The sequence below is a fragment of the Ancalomicrobiaceae bacterium S20 genome (genome assembly GCA_040269895.1).
In the GTDB taxonomy this organism is placed as follows: Bacteria; Pseudomonadota; Alphaproteobacteria; order Rhizobiales; family Ancalomicrobiaceae; genus Methyloraptor; species Methyloraptor flagellatus.
This window is the reverse complement of sequence record CP158568.1, coordinates 2926422-2950166: the sequence shown is the minus strand read 5'-3', so window position 1 is coordinate 2950166 and position 23745 is coordinate 2926422. Positions and strand designations below refer to the sequence as shown.

Below are 23745 nucleotides of genomic sequence, written 5' to 3'. Positions count from 1 at the left end.
CCCTCCGGTCAGACGCGGATCATTGAAAAGTCGGCCGCCGGCTCGTATGGCGTCTGCGCTTCGAGACGGCCGAGCAGATCGGGAATCTCGCGGTTCCAGAACGCGACGGCGCTCGCCGCGCGATTGAGGACCTCGTGCAAAGTGGCAGCCGTCAGACTGCGCGGGTCGATCCGGTCGATCCAGACCCAGGCGCCGAAGTCCTGGTCGAGCAGCACCGAACCCATGCCCCGCGACGCTGCCACGTAGTTGATGCCGTGCAGCGCGAACAGCAGATCGGGCGTGACCCTGTCGGTCGGGATCGCCATCAGGGATTTGAGCAAGATGCCGATCGATTCGGATCGGCAATCGAGCGTGATCTCGCTGCCTTCGATGTTGAAGGCGAGCAGATTCTCGTCATCGAAAGCGAGATTGTCGATCCCGAGAAAGGCGCCATAGTCCTGGATCAGCAGATCGACAGCGACCGATCGTGGCTTCTTGCTGCTCATGGAACACCCGGGACCGTGATGACGTCGCGGCGGCGACATCCGTTGCACTCTAGCGTGCCGCCGCAGCCGCCGTGTGACCTACGGCACAAGTCCCGAGCGCTAGCGCGTCGCGGTCGGCCTGTCGGGAGGCCATCCGCATTCGCGCCCCTGTCCGATCTTCCGTCGAGCACCTATGTTGGCGGCGGTCGGCGCGATCGTCCGGCCGGAACCGGAGCCGACCTTGGATATCTCCGTCGATTCGATTCTGCAGTTCATCGAGGCCCATCACGAGTGGGCCGGCGTGGTGTTCGGCCTGATGGCCTTCGGCGAGTCGCTCGCCTTCATCGGCGTGCTGATCCCCGCGACCACCGTCATGATCGCCGCCGGCACGCTGGTCGGAACCGGCGTGCTGCCGTTCTTCGACGTTTTCGTCGGCGGCACCATTGGCGCGGTACTCGGCGACGGCATCTCGTTCTGGGTCGGCCGCTGGCTCGGACCCCGGGCGCATGACATCTGGCCGTTCCGCCGCCATCCGGAGCTGCTCGCCGCCGGCGAGCGCGTATTCTCGCGCTGGGGCTGGGCGGCGGTGTTCTTCGGCCGCTTCATCGGCCCGCTCAGGGCGAGCGTGCCGCTCGCCGCCGGCATATTGGCCATGCCGCATTGGCCGTTCCAGTTCTTCAACACGCTCTCGGCGATCGCGTGGATCCCCGTGCTGGTCGCGCCGGGGGCCGCCGCGAGCATCGTCTACCAGCTGGTCGGCGAGGGCCATGTCTGGGAGGCCGGCACGATCGGCATTCTGCTGCTCGTCGGCCTCGCCGCTGCCTGGTGGCTGATCCGCCGAAAGGCGCCCGCCTTGGCGCGTGGAGAACAAGACGAGACGAACGGTCGCTGATCACCGGCGCGTCGGCCGTGCTATGGCAGGAGCTATAGGACGCGGGCGCGATCGGCGAGAGCGGTTCTTTCGGAGGATTCATGGAAGGCGTCGGCGTGGTGGTGCTCGGTTACGGCCCGGTCGGACGGTCGCTGACCGAACGACTCGCGGCGGTCGGCGCGCGCGTCACCGTGGTGCAGCGCCACTCGCCGGAAGGACTGCCGCGCGGCGTCACCTATCGCAAGGGTGATGTCTTCGACGCGGCATCGCTGCGTTCGGCGACCAAGGGTGCCGATACGCTGATCTCGACCATCGGCCTGCCGTACCGCACCGCGATCTGGCAGACGCAGTGGCCGAAGGCCATGGAGGCGATGCTGGAGGCCGCAGAGGCCGCGAGCGCCCGCTTCATCTTCGCCGACAATCTCTACATGTACGGCCCCTTCGACGGTCCGCTGACGGAGGATCTGCCGATGCGGCCGGTCGGCCCGAAGGGGCGCGTCCGCGCCGAGATCACCGAGATGTGGCAGGAGGCCCATGCCAAGGGCCGGGTGCTCGCGACCGCGGTCCGGGCGCCGGACTTCTATGGCCCGTTCGCCCTGTCGTCCTGGCTCGGCGACCCGACCGTCGGACGCCTCGCGCAGGGCAGGGCGGCCCAGTGGATCGGCTCGCCCGACGTGCCCCACGACTACGCCTATGTCGCCGATTTCGCTCGCGCGCTCGAGAGCCTGCTCGGCGCGCCGGACAGCGCCTACGGTCAGGCCTGGCACGTGCCCAACGCGCCGACCCGCACCTCGCGCGAACTGATCGCGCTGACCGCCGAGATCCTCGGCGTGCCCGCGCGGGTCCGCAGCCTGCCGGCCTTCCTGCTGCCGATCGCCGGTCTGTTCAGGCCCGATCTCGCCGAGATCGAGGAACTGCGACACCAGTTCCGCGAGCCGCTGATTGTCGACGGATCGAAGTTCGCCCGGCACTTCTGGAACGACCCGACGCCGTTCGAGACCGGGCTGCGGACCACGGCCGCGTGGTTCCGCCACCGCGTGCGGACCTGAAACGGGTTCAGCGTCTCGACTGCACTCACGCCTGGACGATCAGCATGGGCTGCGCCCCGCGGTCGATCTCGACGCGGCTACGGCCGGCGCTCTTGGCCCGATAGAGCGCGGCATCGGCGCGCTCGAGCAGCCGCGCCGGGCTCGCCGCACTGCCGATGGCGGCCGCCACGCCGATACTGACCGTCACGACGCCGAAGGCCGAGGCCCGATGCACGTCTGCGCGGGCGCGGATGTCGCGGCAGAGATCGACCGCGATCATCGCCGCCGTCTCGCCGGAAAGCCCGCTGAACACGATGGCGAACTCCTCGCCGCCGAAACGCGCCGCCTGCCCCCCGTGCATCTGCGCGGCGGCAGCCAGATCCTCCGCGATGCGTCGCAGGCAGTCGTCGCCGGCGAGGTGGCCATAGGTGTCGTTGTAGGCCTTGAAGTGGTCGACGTCGATCAGCGCCACGGCGACGGGCTCCCCGTCGGCGCGGCCGACCGCGCAGACCTCGGCCAGCGTCTGATCGAAGCGGCGCCGGTTGGCGAGGCCGGTCAGGCCGTCGGTCGCACTCAGCCGGGAGAGCTTGCGGTTGGTCTCCTCGAGCGCCGCCGTGCGTTCGCGCACGTGCTCCTCGAGCACCCGTGCGTGCCCCCGCTGCTCGGCGAGCAGCAGGGCGAAGCCCATGCCGACGATCGACAGCGTGACCACGAACTCCTGAATGCGCAGGACCGTCGCATGCGTCTCGCCGGGCCCGAACGGCGCGTGTCCGGCCGCTTGCGACCACGCCGTGCCGACCGACAGCGCCGCGACGAGCAGCGCCGTGCCGCGCGGCCCGTAGCGCGCCGCGATGAACAGCACGGCCGGCAGCAGCGCGGTCGGGGTCGGCGACACGTCGCCGATGATCCGCGTCGGTAGACCCGATAGGATCAGCACCGCGACCCCGCAGGTCGCGACCACCACCACCGCATCGAAGGCGGTGGTGCTCGGCTCGGTCTCTGGCGGATCGAGGACCGCGAGCAGCAGCGGCGTGACGATCAGCAGGCCGAGCGCGTCGCCGTACCACCACAGCAGCGTCAGCGAGGCGACGGGCAGATCGACCCGGCCGGAAAAATGGATGGCCAGCGCTGCCGCGATCGAGCTGGCGATCGGCGCGACCAGCGGGCCGGCGACCACGAAGCGTCCGAACGAGGCGATGTTGTCGAGCCGGGCCGAGGCGCCGAAACGCGCCATCAGCTGATAGGCGATCGCGACCTCGACGAGGTTGGTCAGGCCGTAGAAGCCTCCTTCGACGACGGTGAAACGGACGGCACCGATGAAGAAGTCCGACGCGAAGGTGATCGCCGCCATCGTCCAGGCGCGCTCACCCTTGAAGTGCAGGAGTGCTGCGAGCAGGACGGCGTTCGGCAGCCAGATCACGACCTCGCCGAGCGTCGTGACCGTGCACATGTAGGTCAGCACAGTGGCCGTGACGTGCGTGAGCAGCAGAGCAGCGAGCGCGGCTCCGTTCGGCTTCTCGGGGATGCGGATCCCCCAACGCATACGTCATCCTCTTGCGTAATAGGTGCACGAGAAGATGTGCGCGGCGCCGGTCAATAAAGGATGACGATGGCCGATCGCATTGCATGCATCGGCGATCTGCATCGATTAAGTCCGAGTTTTTGATCGCCCGGTGATGCGTTAGCGGCATTGGGCGCCGTGAGCAGGGAGCGGTCGGTGCCTTGCCGGGCCCCGGCCGCTCCCTGCATCGCGTCACATGTTCGGATAGTTCGGACCGCCGGCGCCCTCGGGCGTCGTCCAGTTGATGTTCTGGTTCGGATCCTTGATGTCGCAGGTCTTGCAGTGCACGCAGTTCTGCGCGTTGATCACGAAGGTCGGTCGCTCGTCCTTGATCACCCACTCGTAGACGCCGGCCGGGCAGTAGCGCTGCGACGGGCCGGCATAGGTGCCGTACTCGTCGGCGATCTGGGTCGACATGTCCTTGACCTTGAGGTGGATCGGCTGATCCTCCTCGTGGTTGGTGTTCGACAGGAACACCGACGACAGGCGGTCGAACGAGATCTTGCCGTCCGGCTTCGGATACTGGATCGGCTTCATCAGGTTGGCCGGCGCCAGGCTCGCATGGTCCGGCTTGCCGTGCTTCAGCGTGCCGAACAGCGAGAAGCCGAACAGCTCGTTGGTCCACATGTCGAGGCCGCCGAGCGGAATACCGAGGAGCGTCCCGAACTTCGACCACAGCGGCTTGACGTTACGGACCTTGTGCAGGTCCTTGCCGATGTCCGAACCGCGCCAGCCCTTGTCGTAGGCGATCGGCTCGTCATTGGCGCGGCCGGCGGCCAGCGCTTCCGCGACGGCCTCGGCCGCCTGCATGCCGGAGAGCACGGCGTTGTGCGAGCCCTTGATGCGCGGCACGTTGACGAAGCCGGCCGAGCAGCCGATGAGGGCACCGCCCGGGAAGGTCAGCTTCGGCACCGACTGGAAGCCGCCCTCGGTGATGGCACGCGCGCCGTAGGAGACGCGCTTGGCGCCCTCGAACACGTCGCGGATCGCCGGATGCGTCTTGAAGCGCTGGAACTCCTCGAACGGCGACAGCCACGGATTCTTGTAGTTCAGGTGCACCACGAAGCCGACGACGATCTGGTTGTCTTCGAGGTGGTAGAGGAACGAGCCGCCGCCGGTCTTGCCGTCGAGCGGCCAGCCGAACGAATGCTGCACCAGGCCGGGCTTGTGCTTGGCCGGGTCGACGGTCCACAGCTCCTTGAGGCCGATGCCGAACTTGGCCGGCTCGCGGCCCTTGTCGAGGCCGAACTTGGCGATGAGCTGCTTGGCGAGCGAGCCGCGCGCGCCTTCGCCGATCAGCACATACTTGCCCATCAGGGCCATGCCGCGGGTGAAGCTGTCCTTCGGGGCGCCGTCGCGGCCGACGCCCATGTCGCCGGTCGCGACGCCGATGACCCGGCCCTGATCGTCGTAGAGTACTTCCGAGGCGGCGAAGCCCGGATAGATCTCGACGCCGAGCGCCTCGGCCTTCTGCGCGAGCCAGCGCGCGACATTGCCGAGGCTCACGACGTAGTTGCCGTGGTTGTCCATCAGCTTCGGCATGGCGAAGTTCGGCAGCCGGATCGAGCCGGCCGGGCCGAGGAACAGGAAGCGGTCCTCGGTCACCGGCGTCTTGAACGGATGATCGCTCTCCTCGCGCCAGCCCGGCAGCAGCCGGTCGACGCCGACCGGGTCGACCACGGCGCCGGACAGGATGTGGGCGCCGACCTCGGAGCCCTTTTCCAGCACGACGACCGAGATGTCCTCGCCCTTCTCGGCGGCGATCTGCTTCAGCCGGATCGCCGCGGCAAGGCCGGCCGGGCCGGCGCCGACGATGACGACGTCGAATTCCATGCTCTCGCGTTCGGGCAGATCGGTCTCGGCCATGGGTCGCTCCGTTCCTCGGGTTTGCGGCGCGCGTGGCCCGCAATCGGAACGCTGCCCTCGAAGGGCGGTTCCGTGCGGGCTTCGGAGTCGCACCGCTAGCGCATCTCCTTTATGATGACTGTCCCTTAGACGACTTCCAGGGTTCGGCCAAGGTGGCGGAAGGTTCGATGTCGCGCGGATTTTCGGACGTGGATGCGCTCGCTGCGGTCCTCGACTGGTATGCCGCGTCCGGCGTCGACCTCGCGCTCGGCGAGACGCCGGTCGATCGCTTCGAGGAATCGCGTCTGGAGCTCGAACGGGCGGCCGAAGCACGCGCCGCGATGATCGCCGCACGCGGCGCCGCGCCGCAGGGCGGTGCATCGCAAGGCGGCGATCCGCGCGGACGTGGGCTCCCCCATCGCCGGGCCAGCCGCCGGCGGCTCGTTCCTACAATCAAAGTCCGGTCGACCCGTCGCCCGACCGCGCCGCCCCGCGCCGCGACGTGCCGATGCCGGCCGAGCGCCCGCGCTTCGAGCCCGCGCCGCAGCCGGCGGCGCGGCCGGCTGGCATGGCCGCCCTGCCCGGCGAGGAGGCGGTGGTCGCCGCCCGCGAGGCCGCGCGCTCGGCCGCGAGCCTCGACGAGCTCCGCGCCATTCTGGAGCGCTTCGAGGGCTGCAACCTGCGCCAGACCGCGCGGCGGCTCTGTTTCGCCGACGGCAATCCGGAGGCCCGCGTGATGTTCGTCGGCGAGGCACCCGGCCGCGACGAGGACGAGGCGGGTGTCCCCTTCGTCGGCCGCTCCGGCCAGTTGCTCGACCGCATGCTGGCCTCGATCGGTCTCGACCGGACCGGCGCCTATATCGCCAACGTCATCCCGTGGCGCCCGCCGGGCAACCGCACGCCGACGCCGCAGGAGACCGAGATCTGCAAGCCCTTCGTGCTGCGCCAGATCGAACTCGCCAACCCGGATGTGCTGGTCTTCCTCGGCGGCGCGGCGGCGAGCGCCATCGTCGGCACGACCGAGGGCATCACCAAGCTGCGCGGCCGCTGGCTCAAGCACCAGGTCAACGGCCGCGAGATCGACGCGCTGCCGACGCTGCACCCGGCCTATCTCTTGCGCCAGCCCTTGCAGAAGAAGTTCGCCTGGCGCGACTTCCGGCAGCTGAAGGCGGCGCTCGCCAAGGGCGGGTGAGGGCAGTTGCCCTCGCTCACAATCCGTACTTCGACCACATCAGGCGCCGCTCGACCGCCGCGATCGCCGCCTCCGGATCGACCAGCCCGATCGCGCCGCCGGCCGCGCCCAAGCCGCGGATGCCCGGCTTCTTGCCCCGGAACAGGAAGAACCCACTCTTCTCGTCGACGAGCTTCAGCCGCACGTCGTCGCCGTAGCGGGCGCGCATGGCCGAGCGTAGGTCGCCGAGTTCGTCGACGAGGCCGAGTTCGAGCCCGCGCCGGGCGGTCCAGAACAGGCCGTCGAACAGATCCTCGTCGTGCTTCAGCCGCTGGCCGCGCCGCTCGCGCACCAGATCGACGAAGATCTCGTGCACGTCGCGCTGCAGCGCCGCGAGATGGGCGACCTCCTCGGGCTTTTCGGGCCGGAACGGATCGAGGATCGCCTTCTGCTCGCCGATGGTATGGACGCGCCGCTCGATGCCGAGCTTGGCGATCAGCTCGACGAAGCCGAAGCCGGCCGAGACGACGCCGATCGAGCCGACGATCGACGACGGATCGGCGATGATGTCGTCGCCGGCGCAGGCGATCATGTAGCCGCCCGAGGCCGCGACATCCTCGACCACGACATGGACCTTCTTGTCGTGCTCCTCAGCGAGCGCGCGGATGCGCTCGAAGATCAGCCGCGACTGCACCGGCGAGCCGCCGGGCGAATTGATCACGATCGCCACCGCCGGCGCCCGCTTCATCTCGAAGGCGGTCTCCAGCGTGTCGGCGACGCTCTCGATCGACAGCGAGCCGCGGAACGGCTGGCGCACGCCGATCGCGCCGTCGAGCAGCACCACCGGCACGGTGACGAGATCGCGTCTGAACCGCGCCGGGATCCAGTCCCGCCAGCCGCCCCGTTTCGCCGTGTCGCGCGCCATGCCGTCGGCCTCCATCTGGTGTTCGAGCTCTGAGCGTTCGAATACCGAACATAGGCACGCGCCGGCCGTCCCGCAAAGCGGGGGCCGGTGCCGAGGTCAGCCAAGAGAAGGGGGGCCGTCAGCCTCGGCTGTAGGCGCGCGAGGCTTCCTGGTGCGAGGTGTTGCGCCGACCGGCTTCCTGCGCGGCGATGGCGGCATGCGCCGCGCCGCTCGACAGGCGCTCGACCGGCGCGGACTGCGTCGGCTGGCCGGCTGGCGCGGGCTCGCGCGAACGCGACGCCTCGGCCTCGTCGGTGGCGGCGCTCGCCTCTTCGGCGCGCGCGGACTGCGCCGTCTCGCGAACCGCGGTCTGCGGCGCGATGGTGCCGAAGGAGGATCCGATCGATCCGATCGCCATGGGGTATCGCCTTTCCGTGCCTTCGGGCGCTCGTCGCGCCCGGCCGTGTCATCGTCGTCCCTTTCCCTGTCCCAAGGGCAGTGTCGCAGACGCGGCTCGCCGAAGCCTGAATGGGATCGTTCGAATTCGACCGATCGGCCGGATACCGGCTCACGATACCGGCTCCGATGCCCGCGCGGGCGGACGCCCGCCGTGCGGGCATCGCAGCCTTTTGCCGTTTCCAGTTTGGAAACAGGGCTGACAAACCGGGGCGAGCTTGTTAAGCCCTCGCCCACCTCATTTGCCCGAGCCGAGAGCCATGCCCGACCTCCTTCTCGAACTCTTCTCCGAAGAGATCCCCGCGCGCATGCAGCGCAAAGCCGCGGACGACCTGAAGAAGATGATCACGGACGGTCTCGTCGGCGCGGGTCTCGTCTACGAGGGCGCCAAGGCCTTCGCGACGCCGCGCCGGCTGACGCTGCATGTGACCGGCGTGCCGGTCCGCTCGCCGGATCTCAAGGAAGAGAAGAAGGGCCCGCGCGTCGGCGCGCCCGAGCAGGCGATCCAGGGCTTCCTGAAGGGCGCCGGCATCGCCTCGCTCGCCGAGGCCGAGATCGTCTCCGACCCGAAGAAGGGTGACTTCTACGTCGCCACCGTGACGAAGCCGGGCCGCGACGCCGTCGCGATCATCGCCGAGCTGGTGCCGCAGGTGATCCGCTCGTTCCCCTGGCCGAAGTCCCAGCGCTGGGGCACCGGCAGCCTGCGCTGGGTGCGCCCGCTGCATTCGATCGTCTGCACCTTCGGTCCGGAGACCGAGGAGCCGGAGATCGTGCCCTTCGAGGTCGAAGGCATCCGCTCGGGCAACGTCACCTACGGCCACCGCTTCATGGCGCCCGAGGCGATCACCGTGAAGCGCTTCGAGGATTACGAGGCGAAGCTCCAGTCGGCCTTCGTCGTGCTCGACGCCGATCGCCGCAAGGACATGATCCTGCACGACGCCAAGGATCTGGCCTTCGCGCAAGGGCTCGAACTGATCGAGGACGAGGGCCTGCTCGAGGAAGTCGCCGGCCTCGTCGAGTGGCCGGTGGTGCTGATGGGCTCGTTCGAGGAGGAATTCCTCGAAGTGCCGGGCGAGGTGATCCGCGCCACCATCCGCGCCAACCAGAAGTGTTTTGTTCTCCGCTCGCATCACCACCAGCCGGGCGGTGGCGAGGGCAAGCTCGCCAACAAGTTCATCCTGATCTCGAACATCGTCGCCAAGGATGACGGCAAGGCGATCGTCGCCGGCAACGGCCGCGTCATCCGCGCCCGTCTCTCCGACGCGCGCCATTTCTGGCTGACCGACCTCGCCGACCTGCCCGACTACGCGCATCGGGCCACCAAGCCGCTCGACCAGCGGCTGGAAAAGCTGAAGGCGCTCAAGGTCGTCTTCCACGAGAAGCTCGGCACGCAGTGGGACCGCATCCAGCGCATCGCGCGGCTGGCGGTCGAACTGGCGCCGGTCGTCGGCGCCGATCCGGTCAAGGCCGAGCGCGCCGCGATGCTCGCCAAGGCCGATCTGATGACCGAAGTCGTCGGCGAGTTCCCGGAAGTGCAGGGCCTGATGGGCCGCACCTATGCGCTGCGCCAGGGCGAAGACGCCTCGGTCGCGACCGCCATTGAAGATCACTACAAGCCGCAGGGCCCGTCCGACCGCGTGCCGACCGACCCGGTCGCGATCGCGGTGGCACTCGCCGACAAGCTCGACACGCTGGTGGGTTTCTGGGCCATCGACGAGAAGCCGACGGGGTCGAAAGACCCGTTCGCGCTGCGTCGTGCGGCGCTGGGTGTGATCCGGATCGTGCTGGAGAATGGGGTGCGGCTTAAGCTCACCCGTCGCCTAATCTCTGCCGGCATGCGCGTTCTCGACAGGCACGTGATCCTGACAAATGCGGAGCAAGCAAGAACAATTCGATCGCAATTATGGCAGGCGCCTCCTACGGCGGAGGCTGCACTGGCCATTATGAGCAAGCTCTCCGACTATGGAATTAACCCGAATTGGATCGTTGAGAACCATCTAACGAACCCGATCGACAGCCTCGTCAGCTTCTTTCATGAGAGGCTCAAGGTTCAACTAAGGGACTCCGGCGCTCGGCACGACCTTGTTGATTCTGTACTTTCATTCTCTGGCCAGGACGACCTCGTCCTGATCGTCAAGCGCGTCGATGCGCTGGCCAAATTCCTCGCCTCCGACGACGGCAAGAACCTGCTCGCCGGCTACAACCGCGCCGCCAACATCCTGCGCGCCGAGGAGAAGAAGGCGGGCGAGACCTACACCGGTCTGCCGCATGCGCATCTCTTCGAGGTTGAGGAGGAAAAGGCGCTCTCCCACGCGGTCGAGACCGCCAAGATCGCCGCCGCCCGCGCCGTCGAGGCCGAGGATTTCGAAGCCGCGATGGCCGCGCTTGCGGGGCTCAGGGCGCCGGTCGACGCGTTCTTCGACAAGGTGCTGGTCAATGCGCCGGATGCCGCGGTGCGCGAGAACCGCCTGAAGCTGCTCTCGGAAATCCGCGCCGCCTGTCACACGGTCGCCGATTTCGGCAAGATCGGCGGATGACGTGTCCCGCTCGGCCGTCGCACCCGCGAAGGTGAACCTGGCGCTCCACGTCGTGGGGCGCCGGAGCGACGGCTATCACCTGCTCGATACCCTGGTCGCCTTCGCCCATTTCGGCGACCGCGTCACCGCCGAGACGATCGACGCGCCCGGCCAAGTCGCCTTCGCGGCCGAGGGTCCCTTCGCCGACGTGATCGGCCCGGATGCCGACAATCTGGTCGTGCGTGCCGCCAAGCTCGTGCAGGCCGAGGCCGAGAGCGCGGCCGCGGCCGGCCGGGCCTGTGCATCGTGCTCGACAAGCGCCTGCCGGTCGCCGCCGGCATCGGCGGCGGCTCGGCCGATGCCGCTGCGACGCTGCGCCTGCTCGACGATCTGCTCGGCCTCGATCTCGGGCTCGAGGTGCTCTGTCGCTTGGGGTTGGCGCTCGGCGCCGACGTGCCGATGTGCCTGCACGGCGCGACCGCGCGCGTCGGCGGCATCGGTGAGGACGTGCAGCATCTGGCGCCGCTGCCGGAGTTCGGCCTGCTGCTGGTCAACCCCGGCGTCGCGCTGGCCACCCCGGCCGTGTTCAAGATCCTCGAAAGCCGGCACAATCCGCGCCTGCCACTGCTGCCGGAGCGTTTTGCCGATTGTATGCATCTCGCCCGTTGGCTCGCCGACACCCGCAACGATCTCGAACCGCCGGCGATCCGGCTGGTGCCGGTTGTCGCCGCGGTCCATGCCGCGCTGGCGGCCGAGGCGGACTGCCTGTTCGCGCGCATGTCCGGCTCCGGCGCGACCTCTTTCGGCCTGTTCCCGAGCCGGCAGGCCGCGATCGAAGCCGGCCGCCGGCTGGCGGTCCGGCATCCGGACTGGTGGATCGCCGCGGATTTCTGATCGGCCTCGCGTCGACGTTCGGTGCAGGTCACGGCGCGAGAACTGGTCTCGCCCCGCCATCGCCGCAATCCGTGCTAAGCTTCGGTTCCGATTGGCCCAGGAGGGTTTGCCCATGCCGCAGTTCCTGATCCTCGCCGCCGCCGGTGCGGCGGTCGTCGCCGGCTACAAGCTGCTGCGTCGCGAGATGGACCGCGTCGGCGCGACGCTCGCAGAGGCGCGCGCGGTGCGCGAACCGGTCGAGGCCGGCCGCCTCGTGCGCGGCGACGACGGCGTCTATCGGCCCGACCATCGCCGCGACTGATCGCCCGCCCGAACGGCGCCAGAGCCGCCATGTGGGTAAACAATCACGACGCCGAGCCACCACGCCGCACGTCCATTGCCGCCCGCGCCGCGTAAGATGGCCACCGAGAGGCAAGTCCGCCGGCCCGGCCGGCGCCCGGAACGACACTCATGCTGGTCATCGATCTCCACGGCGGCGACAATCCTTACGCGCTCGCCGCGCGGCTGAAGGATCTGCCGCATCTGGCGCTGCTCGAAAGCGCCATGCGCGACGCGCGACTCGGCCGCTGGTCCTATCTCGCCGCCGATCCCTTCGCGGTGTTTTCCGCCCGCGATGGCCGCGCCGCCTGGAACGGTATCGACGTGCCCGGCGAGCCGCTGAAAGCACTGCGCCGCGCCTTCGACGTGTTCCGCCACGAGCCCCGCCCCGACATCGCGCCCTTCACCGGCGGCGCGATCGGCTGGTTCGGCTACGAGTTCGGCCGCAGCCTGGAAGAATTGCCGGCGCCCGCGATCCCCGAGCCGGCGATCGCCGATCTGATGCTCGGCTTCTACGACGTCGTCGTGGTGTTCGATCACGAGACGGGCGTGACCCGGCTCGTCTCGACCGGCCTGCCGGAACGCAATCCGGAAGCGCGCATGTACCGCGCCCGCGTGCGTGCCGATGAGTTTCTGGAGCGTCTGGCGCAGGCCCCGGCGCCGAGCGGCCGCGGCGCCGCTAAGCTGGCGTTCCGGTCGAATTTCGAGCGCCCGGCCTATGAGGCGGCGGTCGCCAAGGTGGTCGACTACATCCTCGCCGGCGACATCTTCCAGGCCAATCTGGCGCAGCGCTTCTCCGCCGCACTGCCCGACGGCTTCGATCCTTTCGCCTTCTACGGCCGTCTCCGGCAGGCGAACCCCGCGACCTTCGCCGCCTTCCTCGATTTCGACGCCGTGCAGATCGCCTCGTCCTCGCCCGAGCGTTTCCTGGAACTCGCCGGCGGCCGGGTCGAGAGCCGGCCGATCAAGGGCACGATCCGCCGCTCGCCCGATCCGGCCGAGGATGCGGCCCGCGCGGCCGCGCTCGAAGGCTCGGAGAAGGACCGCGCCGAGAACGTCATGATCGTCGACCTGCTGCGCAACGACCTGTCGCGCGTCTGCGCCGACTGCACCGTCGAGGTGCCGGTGCTGTGCGGGCTCGAATCCTACGCCAGCGTCCATCACCTCGTCTCGGTCGTGACCGGCCGGCTGCAGCCGGGCCGCGACGGGCTCGACCTGATCGCGGCGAGCTTCCCCGGCGGCTCGATCACCGGCGCGCCGAAGATCCGCGCCATGGAGATCATCACCGAACTCGAAGGCAACGCCCGCGGCGTCTATTGCGGCTCGATCGGCTGGCTCGGCTTCGACGGCGCGATGGACCTCAACATCGCGATCCGCACCGTAACGTTCCGGGACGGCGAAGCGGTGTTCCACGCCGGCGGCGGCATCACGGCGCTGTCGGATCCCGCGGCCGAATATGACGAGACGCTCGCCAAGGCCGAACGCCTGTTCCGCGCTTTCGAACCGGACCGGTGAGTGACCGCCGCCGAGGTCTCGCTCGGCGCCGCATCGATGCGACGCAGCATCGCCGGGGCCCAAGCCCTTGACGCATCGTCCGGACGCCCGACATCTTGGGACAATGAACCGCGCCGCAGAGGCTGCGTGGGAGGTCGCGTGATCCTGATCCTGGACAATTACGACAGTTTCGTCGCCAACGTGGCGCGCTACCTGCGCGAACTCGGCCGCGAGACCCGGCTCGTCCGCAACGATGCCGTCTCGGTCGACGAGATCCGCCGCATGGCGCCGGAGGCGATCGTCGTGTCGCCGGGCCCCTGCGGCCCGCGCGAGGCCGGTGTGTCGAATGCCGCGATCGCAGCACTCTCCGGCCGCGTGCCGATCCTCGGCGTCTGCCTCGGCCACCAGTGCATCGGCGACGTGTTCGGCGCGCGCGTGACCCCGGGCCGCGCGGCCGATGCACGGCCGCGCCTCGCGCATTGCCCATGACGGCTCCGGCCTGTTCGCCGGCGTGCCGGAGCGCATCGCCGTCGGCCGCTACCATTCGCTGATCGTCGAACTCGACGACGCCGACGCGTCGGTGCCGCTGGTGGTGACCGCGCGCTCCGACGAGGGCGAGGTCATGGCGCTCGCCCATCGCAGCGACCCGACCTACGGCGTGCAGTTCCACCCCGAATCGATCCTGACCGAACATGGCCACGCGCTGTTCGGCAACTTCCTCGCGCTCGCCGACCAGTTCTGGGGCGGTCTGCGCAAGACCGCGACATGATCGTCGTCAACGGCCGCCGTCTCGCCGCCGGCGAGGCGGCGATCGACCCGGCCGATCGTGGGCTGCTGCTCGGCGATGGCCTGTTCGAGACGCTGCCGGTGTTCGGTGGCATCGCCTTCCGGCTGGAGGATCATCTCGATCGGCTGGCGCGCGCCTGCGCGGTGCTCGGCATCCCGGTCGAGCGCGCGCGCTGGGCCGAGACGATCGCGTTGCTCGCGGCGAGCGCCGATCCGGCCGGTGGGGTGGTGCGCCTGACGGTGACGCGCGGCCCCGGTCCGCGCGGCGTGAAGCCACCGGCGGAGCCGCGGCCGACCGTGATCGGCACGCTCGCCCCCTGGTCACCGGCAATCGTGTTCCAGACGGTCCGTCTCGCGACCGTGAGCATCCGGCGCAACGACCGCTCGCCGGTGTCACGGCTGAAGGCGCTCGGCTATCTCGACGCGATTCTCGGCCTCGCCGAAGCCGAGGCCAAGGGCGCGAGCGAGCCCCTGTTCCTGAACACGGCCGACCGTATGGCCTGCACGGCGATGGCGAGTGTCTTCGCTGTGTTCGGCGATCGTATCGTCACGCCGCCGGTCGAGGCCGGCGTGCTACCCGGCATCGCGCGGGCGCTGGTGCTCGGCGCCGGCTCGATCGCCGGGCGGCCGGTCGTCGAGGCCGACCTCTCGCCGGAGGATCTCGGCGACGCCGAGGCCCTGTTCCTGACCAACAGCGTGCGCTTCGTGCTGCCGGTCGCGGAATGCGACAGCCGACCTTTCGCCGATCACGCGGTGGCGCGTGCGGCGCTCGATCTCATGGCGACGGCGGTCGAGGCCGACTGCGGCCTCGATCCGCTGGCGACGGTTCAGCGCACGACCTGATCGCGGCAGGCGCGGACCAGGACACCGCCTTCCCAGTACTGGACCTGATGGTGGCACTTGGTCGGCAGGACGCGGCGATGACGCTCGCGGTTCGGCTGGCGCGGCTCGTTCGGCGCGCAGGCGATGGTCGGCGGGCAGTTGCCGTTCGAGCCGTAGCGGACGATCGCGCTGCCGGTGCCCGGATCGCCGCCGGGGGTGTTCGAGGACTGGCCGCGGCTGTTGTTCGCGGCCTGCGCGGCAGCCTCGCCGACGCCCGCGACCAGGCTCGACAGGATCAAGGCGGTGATGAAAAGCGTCTTGGACATGACTGGGATCCTTCCCGAAACGACGCCGCTTCAAATGCCCGGCGTCCATGTTCGGCAGACTGCACCCCTCTAGCTGAACGGGAGCTGAAATATCGGTTGCGCTCCGCGACAGCTTCGGGCCTTCCGCGGTTGACCCTCAGGGCCCCGGTCGATAGGGTCCGGCGCGCTTTCAAAGCGCGACGAACTGAGCCGCGCGAACCGTCGGTAGCCGCCATGATCGATCCGAAGACGCCCGCCCATCTCCGCCCCGATCGCTCGTTCCAGGGGCTGATCCTGACCCTGCAGACGTTCTGGGCGAACTACGGTTGCGTGGTGCTTCAGCCCTACGACATGGAGGTCGGCGCCGGCACGTTCCATCCGGCGACGACGCTGCGCGCGCTCGGGCCGAAGCCCTGGAAGGCCGCCTACGTGCAGCCGTCCCGGCGCCCGAAGGACGGCCGCTATGGCGAGAACCCGAACCGGCTCCAGCACTATTACCAGTATCAGGTCATCCTGAAGCCGAACCCGCCGAATCTGCAGGAGCTCTATCTCCAGAGCCTCTATGCGATCGGCATCGATCCCGGCCTACACGACATCCGCTTCGTCGAGGACGACTGGGAGAGCCCGACGCTCGGCGCCTGGGGGCTCGGCTGGGAATGCTGGTGCGACGGCATGGAAGTGTCGCAGTTCACCTATTTCCAGCAGGTCGCCGGTCAGGAATGTTCGCCGGTTTCGGGCGAGCTGACCTACGGTCTGGAGCGCCTTGCCATGTACGTTCAGGGCGTCGACAACGTCTACGACCTGAACTTCAACGGCTTCGACGGCGATCAGAAGATCACCTACGGTGAGGTGTTCCTGCAGGCCGAGCAGGAATATTCGCGGCACAATTTCGAGCACGCGGACACCGAGATGCTGTTCCGCCAGTTCGAGATGGCGCAGGCCGCCTGCAAGAAGTACCTCGACGCCGGTTGGGAGAGCGATGCCAAGCAGCGCCATCTGATGGCGCAGCCGGCCTACGACCAGTGCATCAAGGCGAGCCACGTCTTCAATCTACTCGACGCGCGCGGCGTGATCTCGGTCACCGAGCGTCAGAGCTACATCCTGCGCGTCCGCGAACTGGCCAAGGCCTGCGGCGAGGCGTGGCGCGCCACGGATTCGGGCGGCGTCGACTTCGCCGCCTGAGCGGCCGTTTCCCGCATGCGCGTCAGATAACGAAAGAGCGGCCGGTCGGCCGCTCTTTGCATTTTGGATCGCATTCGGACCGGTCGGGTCAGTGCGCGCGCGCCACGCAGAAGTCGACGACCTCGATCAGTGCGCGCTTGTGGGCGCTGTCCTTCATCGGGGCGAGCGCGTCCTTGGCCATCTTGCCGTAGTGGCGGGCGCGCTCGACCGTGTCCTCGAGCGCTTCGTGCTTCTTCAGGAGCTCGATCGCGCGGGCGAGGTCGCCGTCGTGGATCTCGCCGCCCTGCAGGCAGCGGGTCCAGAACGCGCGCTCCTCGTCGGAGCCGCGCCGATAGGCGAGCACGACCGGCAGCGTGATCTTGCCTTCGCGGAAATCGTCGCCGACGTTCTTGCCGAGCTTGGCCGACGAGCCGCCGTAGTCGAGCGCATCGTCGATCAGCTGGAAGGCGATGCCGAGATTGCCGCCGTAGCTGCGGAACGCCGCCTCGTCCTCGCGCGGCCGGCCGGCCACGATCGGGCCGACCTCGGCCGCGGCCGAGAACAGCGCCGCGGTCTTGGCGCGGATGACGGCGAGATATTCGTCCTCGGTGGTCGCCATGTTCTTGGCAGCGGCGAGCTGCATGACCTCGCCTTCGGCGATGATCGCGGCCGCGTCGGAGAGCACGCCGAGCGCCTGCATCGAACCGACCTCGACCATCATCCGGAACGCCTGGCCGAGCAGGAAGTCGCCGACCAGCACGCTCGCCTGGTTGCCCCAGAGCTTGCGCGCGGCGAGCTTGCCGCGGCGCATGTCGCTCTCGTCGACGACGTCGTCGTGGAGCAGCGTCGCGGTGTGCATGAACTCGACCGCCGTGGCGAGCCGGATGTGGCCTTCGCCCTCGTAGCCGCACATCTGCGCGGCGGCGAGCGTCAGCATCGGCCGGAGCCGCTTGCCGCCCGACGAGATCAGGTGGTTCGCCACCTCCGGGATCATGGCGACGTCGGATCCGGCCTTCGACAGGATGAGCCGGTTGACGCGCTCCATGTCGGCGGCGACGAGCGCGACCAGCGGTTCGACCGAGGGTTCGGACTTCTGCCGGTCATCGAGCGGAACGACGACGCCCATGGGTATGCTCCTGATTGTGGCGCCGTCGATGCCGACGGCCGTGCCCGATTGTGCCGGCTCCGCGCGCGGCGCGCGACCGCGCTGCCCGGCATGCCCCGATTTCGGCCGGGAGAATAGGGATGCCGTCCCGACTGGGCAAGCCTGCGAAAAGCCTATTCGGTTGGACGCTTCGTTCGCCGAAGCGGGGGGATCTTCCCTCGCGTCTCCGCCCTTTGCGCCTTGTCCGCCGGCAGTGGACCGATCTCGCCGCTCCGCGTTAGACTCCTGCCTGAGCCGTGGGCACGCCGAGCGGCAGGATGCGAGGAGCACCGATTGAAAGAGCTGATGCGATCGAACGATCTCGTCGTCATCGCCACCGTCGAAGCCCTGCTGGCCGGGCGCGACATCGACTGTCTCGTGCTCGACCAGCACATGAGTGCGCTCGAAGGCTCGATCGGCATCCTGCCGCGCCGCGTGCTCGTCACCGAGGACGACCTGCCGCGCGCCCGCCGGTTGCTGACCGACGCCGGGCTCGGTCACGAACTCCGGCCCGAGGTCGGCCCGTGACGACCGAGGACGGTGACGCCGGGAGCGCCGAGATCGTGTCGGCGACCTCCGTCGATCGCCTGTTGGGCGGCCTGATCGAGATCGAGCAGCCGCTGCGCAGCCGGCATCGCGCCGGTCTTGACGCGCTGCTGCTGGCGGCGACGGTCCCGGAGGCCGCGAGCGGCCGGCTGGCCGATCTCGGCGCGGGCGTCGGCACGGCGGGTCTGGCCGCCGCGGCCCGGGCCCCTGACCTCACGGTGGCGCTGGTCGAGAACGATCCCGTCGCCGCGGCGCTCGCCCGCGCCAATGCCGCGCGGCCGGCCAACGCGGGACTGCATGGCCGCCTGACGGTGATCGAGACCGACGTACTGGCCAAGGCGAGCCTCCGCGAGGCGGCGGGCCTGGCGCGCGAGAGCTTTGATCATGTGATCTGCAATCCGCCGTTCTGGGCCGAGCGTGACGTGCGCGTGACCCCTGAAGGCGCCAAGGCGCGGGCGCACGTGCTCGAGGCTGGCGGGCTCGACGCGTGGGTCCGGTCGGCGGTGTCGATCCTGAAGCCGGACGGGCGCCTCGCGCTGATCTTCCACGGCGATGGCCTCGCCGAACTCATCGCCGCGCTTCGAGGGCCGTGTCGGCGGCGTCGAGCTGATCCCGATCCATCCGCGCGCCGATCAGACCGCGCACCGTTTGATCGCCATCGGCCGCAAGGGTGCCCGCGGCCGCCCGCGAATCGCGCCCGGACTGGTGCTGCATCCGCCGGGATCGAGCCTCTATCTGGAGCGTGCCGAAGCGATCCTGCGCGGCCGGGTCGGGCTCGCCTGAATCACGTCTGCGCGAGGTGGATGCCGCCCGTACGGCGCACCGCCGCCGAAGCGCGGCAGCTCTGCCACAGGGCGCAACGGAACCGGTGGAGGAGCCGATCGGACGGTTTTTTTCCCGGCGCGCCGGGACTAGGGTGCGCCGCAACGAAATGTGCTGGAGCTCAGCGATGTCCGTTCGCTCTCTCGTCCTCGCGGCCGCTGTTCTGGCCTCGGCCGCGCCGGCCCTCGCCGCGTCCTTCGACGGGACCTACGAAGGCGCCTCGTCGATCGCGACCGGCACCGCCGCCTATTGCACCGGCAACGCCTACACGCGCGCGACGGTCTATGGTGACGCCATCACGATCCAGGGCCAGGCCTATGAGGGCGTCGCCGCCGACGGTCACGGCACCGTCAAGGCCGATGGCAGCTTCACAGCCTCGAAGCCGACCAAGGACGGCGCCGCGGTCGCCTATTCGGGCAAGATCTCGGGCAAGAACCTGATCGCGACCTGGAAGGGACCGGCCTGCACGGGCACGTTGAGCCTCCAGTCGCGCTGAAGCTGCCGCGCGCAAAATTGCGCGCCTCGCAGCATCTCTGAAACTTCAGTATGCGATGGTTCGTTACGACGTCGAACGAACCTTTCGCGGCGGCCGATCCGGTCGGCATAAATCCAGGATCTTGGTGATGAGCATCAACGTACGCGCCGCGGTTTTTTCGGCGATCGGAGCCGTCGTGCTCGGCCTCGCGGCCATCGGTAATTACGCGACGGCGAGTTCGGCCGGCGTGCCGGCGGCGGGCGCCGTGTTCCGGCCGACCGAGTCCTTCGTGCACACCGAAGGCAGCGCCCAGGTGCTCGGCTTCTTCGTGCGCGAGGGCCAACGCTGCGTCACCAGCCTGTCCCGGCTCGACACCGGCGACAACGGCGTGATGATCCGCAACTCGGGCAAGTTCCGCGTCGTCCTCGCCGCCAACGAGACCCGCGACGTGCCGACGGGCGCGAACTCGAAGCTGCGCCTGACCTGTGGCGACGGCGCCGAGACGATCGCCATCGCCAGCGGCATGGCCGAGGCGTTTTGAACCGTCTCGATCCGGAAAGCTGGACAACGCAACGCCCCGAGCCGAGCTCGGGGCGCTTTTGTTTGAGGTTCCGGCGCCTTTTGTCGCGGGCGGGCGCCTTGGGTCGTGGACGGGCGGGGCCCGCATCCGGCTCGGTTCAGGCGACCGCGACGGAGCGGCCGTGGCCGGCCGTCGCCTCCACGGCGACCCGGCGCGCGTCGTCGAGCGTCAGCAGGCTCCGGTGCGCCTGTGCCGGATCGGTCTCGGGGAAGTCGGAGCGGTAGTGGCCGCCGCGGCTCTCGGTCCGCGCGAAGGCCGCCGCCGCGACGATCCGCGCCGCGACGATCATGTTGAGCGTCGCCTGGGTCCGCACCCGCCGCTCCGCCGCATCCAGGATCGCCAGCGCCCTGGCGATGCCCTCGGCGTCGCGCAAGACGCCGACATGCGCCTGCATCGCCTCGCGGATCTCGGCGACGAGGTGCACCTCCGAGGCCGGAGAGCGCGGGGCCGAGGCCTCGAGGGCTCCGACGGCGTCGGTATCGAAGCCACTCGATTGGGCCGCGGCAGGCCCACGCGGCGCTGGCCCGCGCCCGCGAATGTCGTCGGCGATGCGCGCGGCGAACACGACCGCTTCCAGCAGCGAGTTCGAGGCCAGACGATTGGCGCCGTGCGCGCCGGTCGAGGCGACCTCGCCGCAGGCCCAGAGGCCCTCCAACGAGGTGCGGCCATCCGCATCGGTCCAGACGCCGCCCATGTGATAGTGCGCGGCCGGCGCGACCGGGATCGGCATGATCGCCGGATCGATGCCTGCCGACAGGCAGGCCGCATATACGGTAGGGAAGCGCTCGGCGAAATGCGCGCCAATCGCGGCACGGCAGTCGAGGAAGGCACCGCGACCGGCCATGCGCTCGGCATGGATCGCGCGTGCCACGACGTCCCGTGGCGCGAGCTCGGCGTCCGGGTGGATCGCGGGCATGAAGCGCCGGCCGGCGGCGTCGATCAGGATCGCGCCTTCGCCGCGCAGCGCCTCGGTCGCGAGTGGCGCCGGATCGCGGCCGACCGCGACGGCGGTCGGGTGGAACTGCACGAACTCCGGATCGGCGAGCCGGGCGCCGGCCCGCGCCGCCATGGCGAGGCCGTGGCCGTTCGCCTGCGGCGGATTGGTTGTCACCGCATAGAGGTGGCCGATGCCGCCGGTCGCCAGCACGACCGCGCGGGCCGGGAACAGGACGGCTGCGCCGCCCACGGCCGGCCGGGCGACGACGCCGGTCACGCGCCCGTCGGCGGTGACGAGCGTCTCGCCGACGAAGCCTTCGACCAGCCGGATCGACGGCGTCTGCCGCGCCGTCTCGATCAGCGCGGCCATGATCGCCTGGCCGGCCATGTCGCCACGGACATGGACGATGCGCCGCTCGGAATGTGCGGCCTCGCGGCCGACCGTCAGCCGGCCCGCCAGGTCGCGATCGAATGGGACGCCGTAGCCGAGCAGGTCCTCGATGCGCCCGCGTGCCTCGCGCGTCATGATCCGCGCGATCGCCTCGTCGACGATGCCGGCGCCCGCGGCGAGCGTGTCGGCGAGGTGCTTTTCGGGCGTGTCGCCTTCCGCGACCGCCGCCGCCATGCCGCCCTGTGCCCAGGCCGAGGAGGCGCCTTCGCCGATCGGAGCGGCGGTCAGGATCGTGACCGGCCGGGGGGCGAGCTTGAGCGCGGTGAAGATGCCGGCGAGGCCGCCGCCGACGATCAGCACGTCGTCGATGCCGTCACGGCTTCGGGGCGCTGCGGTATCCAAATTGAGACGGGCCATGGTCGCGGCTCCGCGCTTTGCCGGCCGCTGGTCGCGACCGGCGCTCCGGCCGTGCGGCCGGAGCCTGTCCGGGGAAGGCGGGGAGGGCGCGGGCCGGCGCGGTGCCCGGGCCGGGCGAGCCGACGCGCGCCTCTCCCGTCAGTTCTTCAGCGCGATCATCCGCTCGACCGAGCGGCGCGCCCGCGCGGCGATCGCCGGATCGACGACGACCTCGCCCGACATGTCGAGGAGCACGTCGAGGATCTTCGGCAGCGTGATCCGTTTCATGTGCGGACAAAGATTGCAGGGCCGCACGAATTCGACCTGAGGCGCCTCCGCCGCGACGTTGTCGGCCATGGAACACTCCGTGACCATGACCACGCGCGATCCGGCCGCCGCGCCCTTCGCCCAGTCGATCATCTTGGCGGTCGAGCCGGTGAAGTCGGCCGCCGCGATCACGTCCGGCGGGCATTCCGGATGCGCGATGATCTGGATCGACGGATCGGCCTCGCGATAGCGCCGGAGCTCGTCGCCGGTGAAGCGCTCGTGCACCTCGCAATGACCCTTCCAGGCGATGATCTTCACGTCCGTGCGCGTGGCGACATAGCGGGCCAGATACTCGTCCGGCACCATGATCACGCGCGGCACGCCGAAGCTCTCGACCACCTCGACCGCATTGGCCGAGGTGCAGCAGATGTCGACCTCGGCCTTCACGTCGGCCGAGGTGTTGACGTAGGCGACGATCGGCAGGCCCGGAAACCGCTCGCGCAGGAGCCGGATGTCGGCGCCGGTGAGCGAGCTGGCGAGCGAGCAGCCGGCATGGGCGTCGGGAATGAGCACGGTCTTGTCCGGGCTCAGGATCTTCGACGTCTCGGCCATGAAATGCACGCCGCCCTGCACGATCACGTCGGCGGTCGACTTGGCGGCTTCCTTGGCGAGCTGCAGGCTGTCGCCGACGAAATCCGCTACGCAGTGGTAGATCTCCGGCGTCATGTAGTTGTGCGCCAGCAGCACGGCATTGCGCTCGGCCTTGAGGTCGAGGATCGCCTTCACATAGGGCGCATGGAACGGCCACTCGATCTCGGGCACGACGTGGCGCACGCGCTCGTAGAGATGCGCCGTCGCCGCCTCGACCTCGGGCGTGAAGGTGAGGTCCGGCCGGGGCAGCGGAGCGAAGCGCGCGGCTGCGACCGAGCCGGCCGCGGTCGGGCCGGCCTTGCGGGCGCGAGAGGGACGCGGCTTGGCTGCCGAGGCGGTCCCGGCCCGGCCTGCGGTGCCGGCCGCCTTGCGGCGGGCCGGGGCCCGAGCCCCCGTTTCGGTCGTCGTCGTCATCGTCGCCTCCGTGACGGTATTATGCTCAACTTGAGCATAAGAAGGGTCCGAAAAACACCGGCCCGTGCCGGCGTTCGATCCGGGCGCACCCGGATCGAGGAGGCATATAGCAACTGCCGGGGCGGATGAACAGATGTCGCAGGGCTGGGGAGCCCTGCGGCACAGCCGGCGCGTCTGTCGCGGTACTTGCCGCTGGAAAAGGCGACGGGGTCCACCTAAACTCCAACCCCGTCAGATCGGAGCATCCATCATGGCTCAGCAGCTGAACAAACTCGATCTTTCGGAAGATGTCGTGCGCGCGGTCCGGGAGAAGGTGGCGAGCGGTGCCTACCGGTCGGAGAGCGATGTCGTGGTCGCCGGACTTCGAGCGCTCCAGGACCGCGAGGATGAGACCGAGCGTTGGCTCCACGAGACCGTCGGCCCGACCTATGACGCACATCGGCGGGAGCCCGAAGCCGCGGAGCCGATCGGCTCGGTCATGGCTCGTCTCCGTGCACGTATGGACCGCGTAGTCGACGAGAACTGAT

Annotated in this window: 24 protein-coding genes and 2 pseudogenes; 16 read left to right on the top strand and 10 right to left on the bottom strand. The window is 69.4% G+C overall.

Annotated features, from left to right (window positions below; translation table 11 throughout):
• Positions 1-8: 8 nt before the first annotated feature.
• Complete coding sequence (locus ABS361_13455) at positions 9-485, bottom strand: type III secretion system chaperone (protein XBY43108.1); 477 nt, start codon at positions 483-485, stop codon at positions 9-11.
• 220 nt (positions 486-705) lie between these two features.
• Between ABS361_13455 and ABS361_13450 the strand changes: the two genes are divergently transcribed.
• Together ABS361_13450 and ABS361_13445 are read left to right on the top strand one after the other, a co-directional pair.
• A complete protein-coding gene (locus ABS361_13450) occupies positions 706-1356 on the top strand; it encodes a DedA family protein (protein XBY43107.1) in 651 nt (216 codons plus the stop codon).
• An 80-nt stretch (positions 1357-1436) separates the two neighbouring features.
• Positions 1437-2384: an NAD-dependent epimerase/dehydratase family protein gene (locus ABS361_13445; protein ID XBY43106.1), complete on the top strand. Its 948-nt coding sequence runs from the start codon at positions 1437-1439 to the stop codon at positions 2382-2384.
• Between the two features lie 25 nt (positions 2385-2409).
• Here the strand turns inward: ABS361_13445 and ABS361_13440 are convergent, their stop codons facing one another.
• The 3 genes from ABS361_13440 to ABS361_13430 form a co-directional block, all read right to left on the bottom strand.
• Entirely contained in the window at positions 2410-3906 is a 1497-nt protein-coding gene (locus tag ABS361_13440; protein ID XBY43105.1) for a diguanylate cyclase, read from the bottom strand.
• Between the two features lie 210 nt (positions 3907-4116).
• Positions 4117-5790, bottom strand: coding sequence for an electron transfer flavoprotein-ubiquinone oxidoreductase (locus ABS361_13435; GenBank protein ID XBY43104.1), 1674 nt, complete (start codon positions 5788-5790; stop codon positions 4117-4119).
• 125 nt (positions 5791-5915) lie between these two features.
• Positions 5916-6188, bottom strand: coding sequence for a hypothetical protein (locus ABS361_13430; protein ID XBY43103.1), 273 nt, complete (start codon positions 6186-6188; stop codon positions 5916-5918).
• Positions 6189-6277: 89 nt separating this feature from the next.
• On the opposite strand from ABS361_13430, the gene ABS361_13425 reads away from it, so the two are divergent.
• Entirely contained in the window at positions 6278-6961 is a 684-nt protein-coding gene (locus tag ABS361_13425; protein XBY43102.1) for a uracil-DNA glycosylase, read from the top strand.
• Positions 6962-6977: 16 nt separating this feature from the next.
• Here the strand turns inward: ABS361_13425 and ABS361_13420 are convergent, their stop codons facing one another.
• On the bottom strand, positions 6978-7865 hold the full coding sequence (locus ABS361_13420; protein XBY43101.1) for a S49 family peptidase: 888 nt from the start codon (positions 7863-7865) through the stop codon (positions 6978-6980).
• A 118-nt stretch (positions 7866-7983) separates the two neighbouring features.
• The gene (locus ABS361_13415) at positions 7984-8262 is read right to left on the bottom strand and encodes a hypothetical protein (GenBank protein ID XBY43100.1); all 279 of its coding nucleotides are present in this window, start codon (positions 8260-8262) and stop codon (positions 7984-7986) included.
• Positions 8263-8560: 298 nt separating this feature from the next.
• On the opposite strand from ABS361_13415, the gene glyS reads away from it, so the two are divergent.
• The 6 genes and pseudogenes from glyS (at position 8561) to ABS361_13385 (ending at position 15151) form a co-directional block, all read left to right on the top strand.
• Complete coding sequence (gene glyS, locus ABS361_13410) at positions 8561-10837, top strand: glycine--tRNA ligase subunit beta (protein XBY43099.1); 2277 nt, start codon at positions 8561-8563, stop codon at positions 10835-10837.
• A gap of 285 nt (positions 10838-11122) precedes the next feature.
• Positions 11123-11710 (top strand): 4-(cytidine 5'-diphospho)-2-C-methyl-D-erythritol kinase, encoded by a 588-nt coding sequence (locus ABS361_13405; protein ID XBY43098.1) that lies wholly within the window; start codon positions 11123-11125, stop codon positions 11708-11710.
• Positions 11711-11822: 112 nt separating this feature from the next.
• Positions 11823-12011: a hypothetical protein gene (locus ABS361_13400; protein XBY43097.1), complete on the top strand. Its 189-nt coding sequence runs from the start codon at positions 11823-11825 to the stop codon at positions 12009-12011.
• A 149-nt stretch (positions 12012-12160) separates the two neighbouring features.
• On the top strand, positions 12161-13543 hold the full coding sequence (pabB, locus tag ABS361_13395) for an aminodeoxychorismate synthase component I (GenBank protein XBY43096.1): 1383 nt from the start codon (positions 12161-12163) through the stop codon (positions 13541-13543).
• Between the two features lie 138 nt (positions 13544-13681).
• Positions 13682-14291 (top strand): annotated as a pseudogene (locus ABS361_13390) (aminodeoxychorismate/anthranilate synthase component II).
• Positions 14288-15151, top strand: coding sequence for an aminotransferase class IV (locus ABS361_13385; GenBank protein XBY43095.1), 864 nt, complete (start codon positions 14288-14290; stop codon positions 15149-15151). The pseudogene ABS361_13390 and the gene ABS361_13385 overlap by 4 nt, the downstream one beginning before the upstream one ends.
• Here ABS361_13385 and ABS361_13380 read toward each other — a convergent pair.
• A complete protein-coding gene (locus tag ABS361_13380) occupies positions 15136-15456 on the bottom strand; it encodes a hypothetical protein (protein ID XBY43094.1) in 321 nt (106 codons plus the stop codon). The two genes, ABS361_13385 and ABS361_13380, sit on opposite strands and share 16 nt — an antisense overlap.
• A gap of 213 nt (positions 15457-15669) precedes the next feature.
• On the opposite strand from ABS361_13380, the gene ABS361_13375 reads away from it, so the two are divergent.
• A complete protein-coding gene (locus ABS361_13375; GenBank protein XBY43093.1) occupies positions 15670-16617 on the top strand; it encodes a glycine--tRNA ligase subunit alpha in 948 nt (315 codons plus the stop codon).
• 88 nt (positions 16618-16705) lie between these two features.
• Here the strand turns inward: ABS361_13375 and ABS361_13370 are convergent, their stop codons facing one another.
• Positions 16706-17722, bottom strand: coding sequence for a polyprenyl synthetase family protein (locus tag ABS361_13370; GenBank protein XBY43092.1), 1017 nt, complete (start codon positions 17720-17722; stop codon positions 16706-16708).
• A gap of 312 nt (positions 17723-18034) precedes the next feature.
• Between ABS361_13370 and ABS361_13365 the strand changes: the two genes are divergently transcribed.
• From ABS361_13365 to ABS361_13345, 5 genes and pseudogenes are all read left to right on the top strand, one after another.
• On the top strand, positions 18035-18268 hold the full coding sequence (locus ABS361_13365) for a DUF2007 domain-containing protein (GenBank protein XBY43091.1): 234 nt from the start codon (positions 18035-18037) through the stop codon (positions 18266-18268).
• Positions 18265-18705 (top strand): annotated as a pseudogene (locus tag ABS361_13360) (methyltransferase). The gene ABS361_13365 and the pseudogene ABS361_13360 overlap by 4 nt, the downstream one beginning before the upstream one ends.
• A gap of 133 nt (positions 18706-18838) precedes the next feature.
• Entirely contained in the window at positions 18839-19069 is a 231-nt protein-coding gene (locus ABS361_13355) for a hypothetical protein (protein XBY43090.1), read from the top strand.
• 166 nt (positions 19070-19235) lie between these two features.
• Positions 19236-19604 (top strand): hypothetical protein, encoded by a 369-nt coding sequence (locus ABS361_13350; protein ID XBY43089.1) that lies wholly within the window; start codon positions 19236-19238, stop codon positions 19602-19604.
• 127 nt (positions 19605-19731) lie between these two features.
• Positions 19732-20124 (top strand): hypothetical protein, encoded by a 393-nt coding sequence (locus ABS361_13345; protein XBY43088.1) that lies wholly within the window; start codon positions 19732-19734, stop codon positions 20122-20124.
• Positions 20125-20260: 136 nt separating this feature from the next.
• On the opposite strand, the gene ABS361_13340 is transcribed toward ABS361_13345, so the two are convergent.
• Complete coding sequence (locus ABS361_13340) at positions 20261-21907, bottom strand: L-aspartate oxidase (GenBank protein ID XBY43087.1); 1647 nt, start codon at positions 21905-21907, stop codon at positions 20261-20263.
• Between the two features lie 138 nt (positions 21908-22045).
• A complete protein-coding gene (nadA, locus tag ABS361_13335) occupies positions 22046-23218 on the bottom strand; it encodes a quinolinate synthase NadA (protein XBY43086.1) in 1173 nt (390 codons plus the stop codon).
• A 250-nt stretch (positions 23219-23468) separates the two neighbouring features.
• On the opposite strand from nadA, the gene ABS361_13330 reads away from it, so the two are divergent.
• A complete protein-coding gene (locus ABS361_13330; GenBank protein ID XBY43085.1) occupies positions 23469-23744 on the top strand; it encodes a type II toxin-antitoxin system ParD family antitoxin in 276 nt (91 codons plus the stop codon).
• Position 23745 lies beyond the last annotated feature (1 nt).

Excerpts from the sequence above, each read along its gene's own strand:
- ABS361_13455 (XBY43108.1), bottom strand. The coding sequence starts at position 485 with ATGAGCAGCAAGAAGCCACGATCGGTCGCTGTCGATCTGCTGATCCAG.
- ABS361_13445 (XBY43106.1), top strand. The coding sequence starts at position 1,437 with ATGGAAGGCGTCGGCGTGGTGGTGCTCGGTTACGGCCCGGTCGGACGG.
- ABS361_13440 (XBY43105.1), bottom strand. The coding sequence starts at position 3,906 with ATGCGTTGGGGGATCCGCATCCCCGAGAAGCCGAACGGAGCCGCGCTC.
- ABS361_13435 (XBY43104.1), bottom strand. The coding sequence starts at position 5,790 with ATGGCCGAGACCGATCTGCCCGAACGCGAGAGCATGGAATTCGACGTC.
- ABS361_13430 (XBY43103.1), bottom strand. The coding sequence starts at position 6,188 with ATGGGGGAGCCCACGTCCGCGCGGATCGCCGCCTTGCGATGCACCGCC.
- ABS361_13425 (XBY43102.1), top strand. The coding sequence starts at position 6,278 with ATGCCGGCCGAGCGCCCGCGCTTCGAGCCCGCGCCGCAGCCGGCGGCG.
- ABS361_13420 (XBY43101.1), bottom strand. The coding sequence starts at position 7,865 with ATGGCGCGCGACACGGCGAAACGGGGCGGCTGGCGGGACTGGATCCCG.
- ABS361_13415 (XBY43100.1), bottom strand. The coding sequence starts at position 8,262 with ATGGCGATCGGATCGATCGGATCCTCCTTCGGCACCATCGCGCCGCAG.
- glyS (XBY43099.1), top strand. The coding sequence starts at position 8,561 with ATGCCCGACCTCCTTCTCGAACTCTTCTCCGAAGAGATCCCCGCGCGC.
- ABS361_13400 (XBY43097.1), top strand. The coding sequence starts at position 11,823 with ATGCCGCAGTTCCTGATCCTCGCCGCCGCCGGTGCGGCGGTCGTCGCC.
- pabB (XBY43096.1), top strand. The coding sequence starts at position 12,161 with ATGCTGGTCATCGATCTCCACGGCGGCGACAATCCTTACGCGCTCGCC.
- ABS361_13385 (XBY43095.1), top strand. The coding sequence starts at position 14,288 with ATGATCGTCGTCAACGGCCGCCGTCTCGCCGCCGGCGAGGCGGCGATC.
- ABS361_13380 (XBY43094.1), bottom strand. The coding sequence starts at position 15,456 with ATGTCCAAGACGCTTTTCATCACCGCCTTGATCCTGTCGAGCCTGGTC.
- ABS361_13375 (XBY43093.1), top strand. The coding sequence starts at position 15,670 with ATGATCGATCCGAAGACGCCCGCCCATCTCCGCCCCGATCGCTCGTTC.
- ABS361_13370 (XBY43092.1), bottom strand. The coding sequence starts at position 17,722 with ATGGGCGTCGTCGTTCCGCTCGATGACCGGCAGAAGTCCGAACCCTCG.
- ABS361_13355 (XBY43090.1), top strand. The coding sequence starts at position 18,839 with ATGGCCTCGCCGAACTCATCGCCGCGCTTCGAGGGCCGTGTCGGCGGC.
- ABS361_13350 (XBY43089.1), top strand. The coding sequence starts at position 19,236 with ATGTCCGTTCGCTCTCTCGTCCTCGCGGCCGCTGTTCTGGCCTCGGCC.
- ABS361_13345 (XBY43088.1), top strand. The coding sequence starts at position 19,732 with ATGAGCATCAACGTACGCGCCGCGGTTTTTTCGGCGATCGGAGCCGTC.
- ABS361_13340 (XBY43087.1), bottom strand. The coding sequence starts at position 21,907 with ATGGCCCGTCTCAATTTGGATACCGCAGCGCCCCGAAGCCGTGACGGC.
- nadA (XBY43086.1), bottom strand. The coding sequence starts at position 23,218 with ATGACGACGACGACCGAAACGGGGGCTCGGGCCCCGGCCCGCCGCAAG.
- ABS361_13330 (XBY43085.1), top strand. The coding sequence starts at position 23,469 with ATGGCTCAGCAGCTGAACAAACTCGATCTTTCGGAAGATGTCGTGCGC.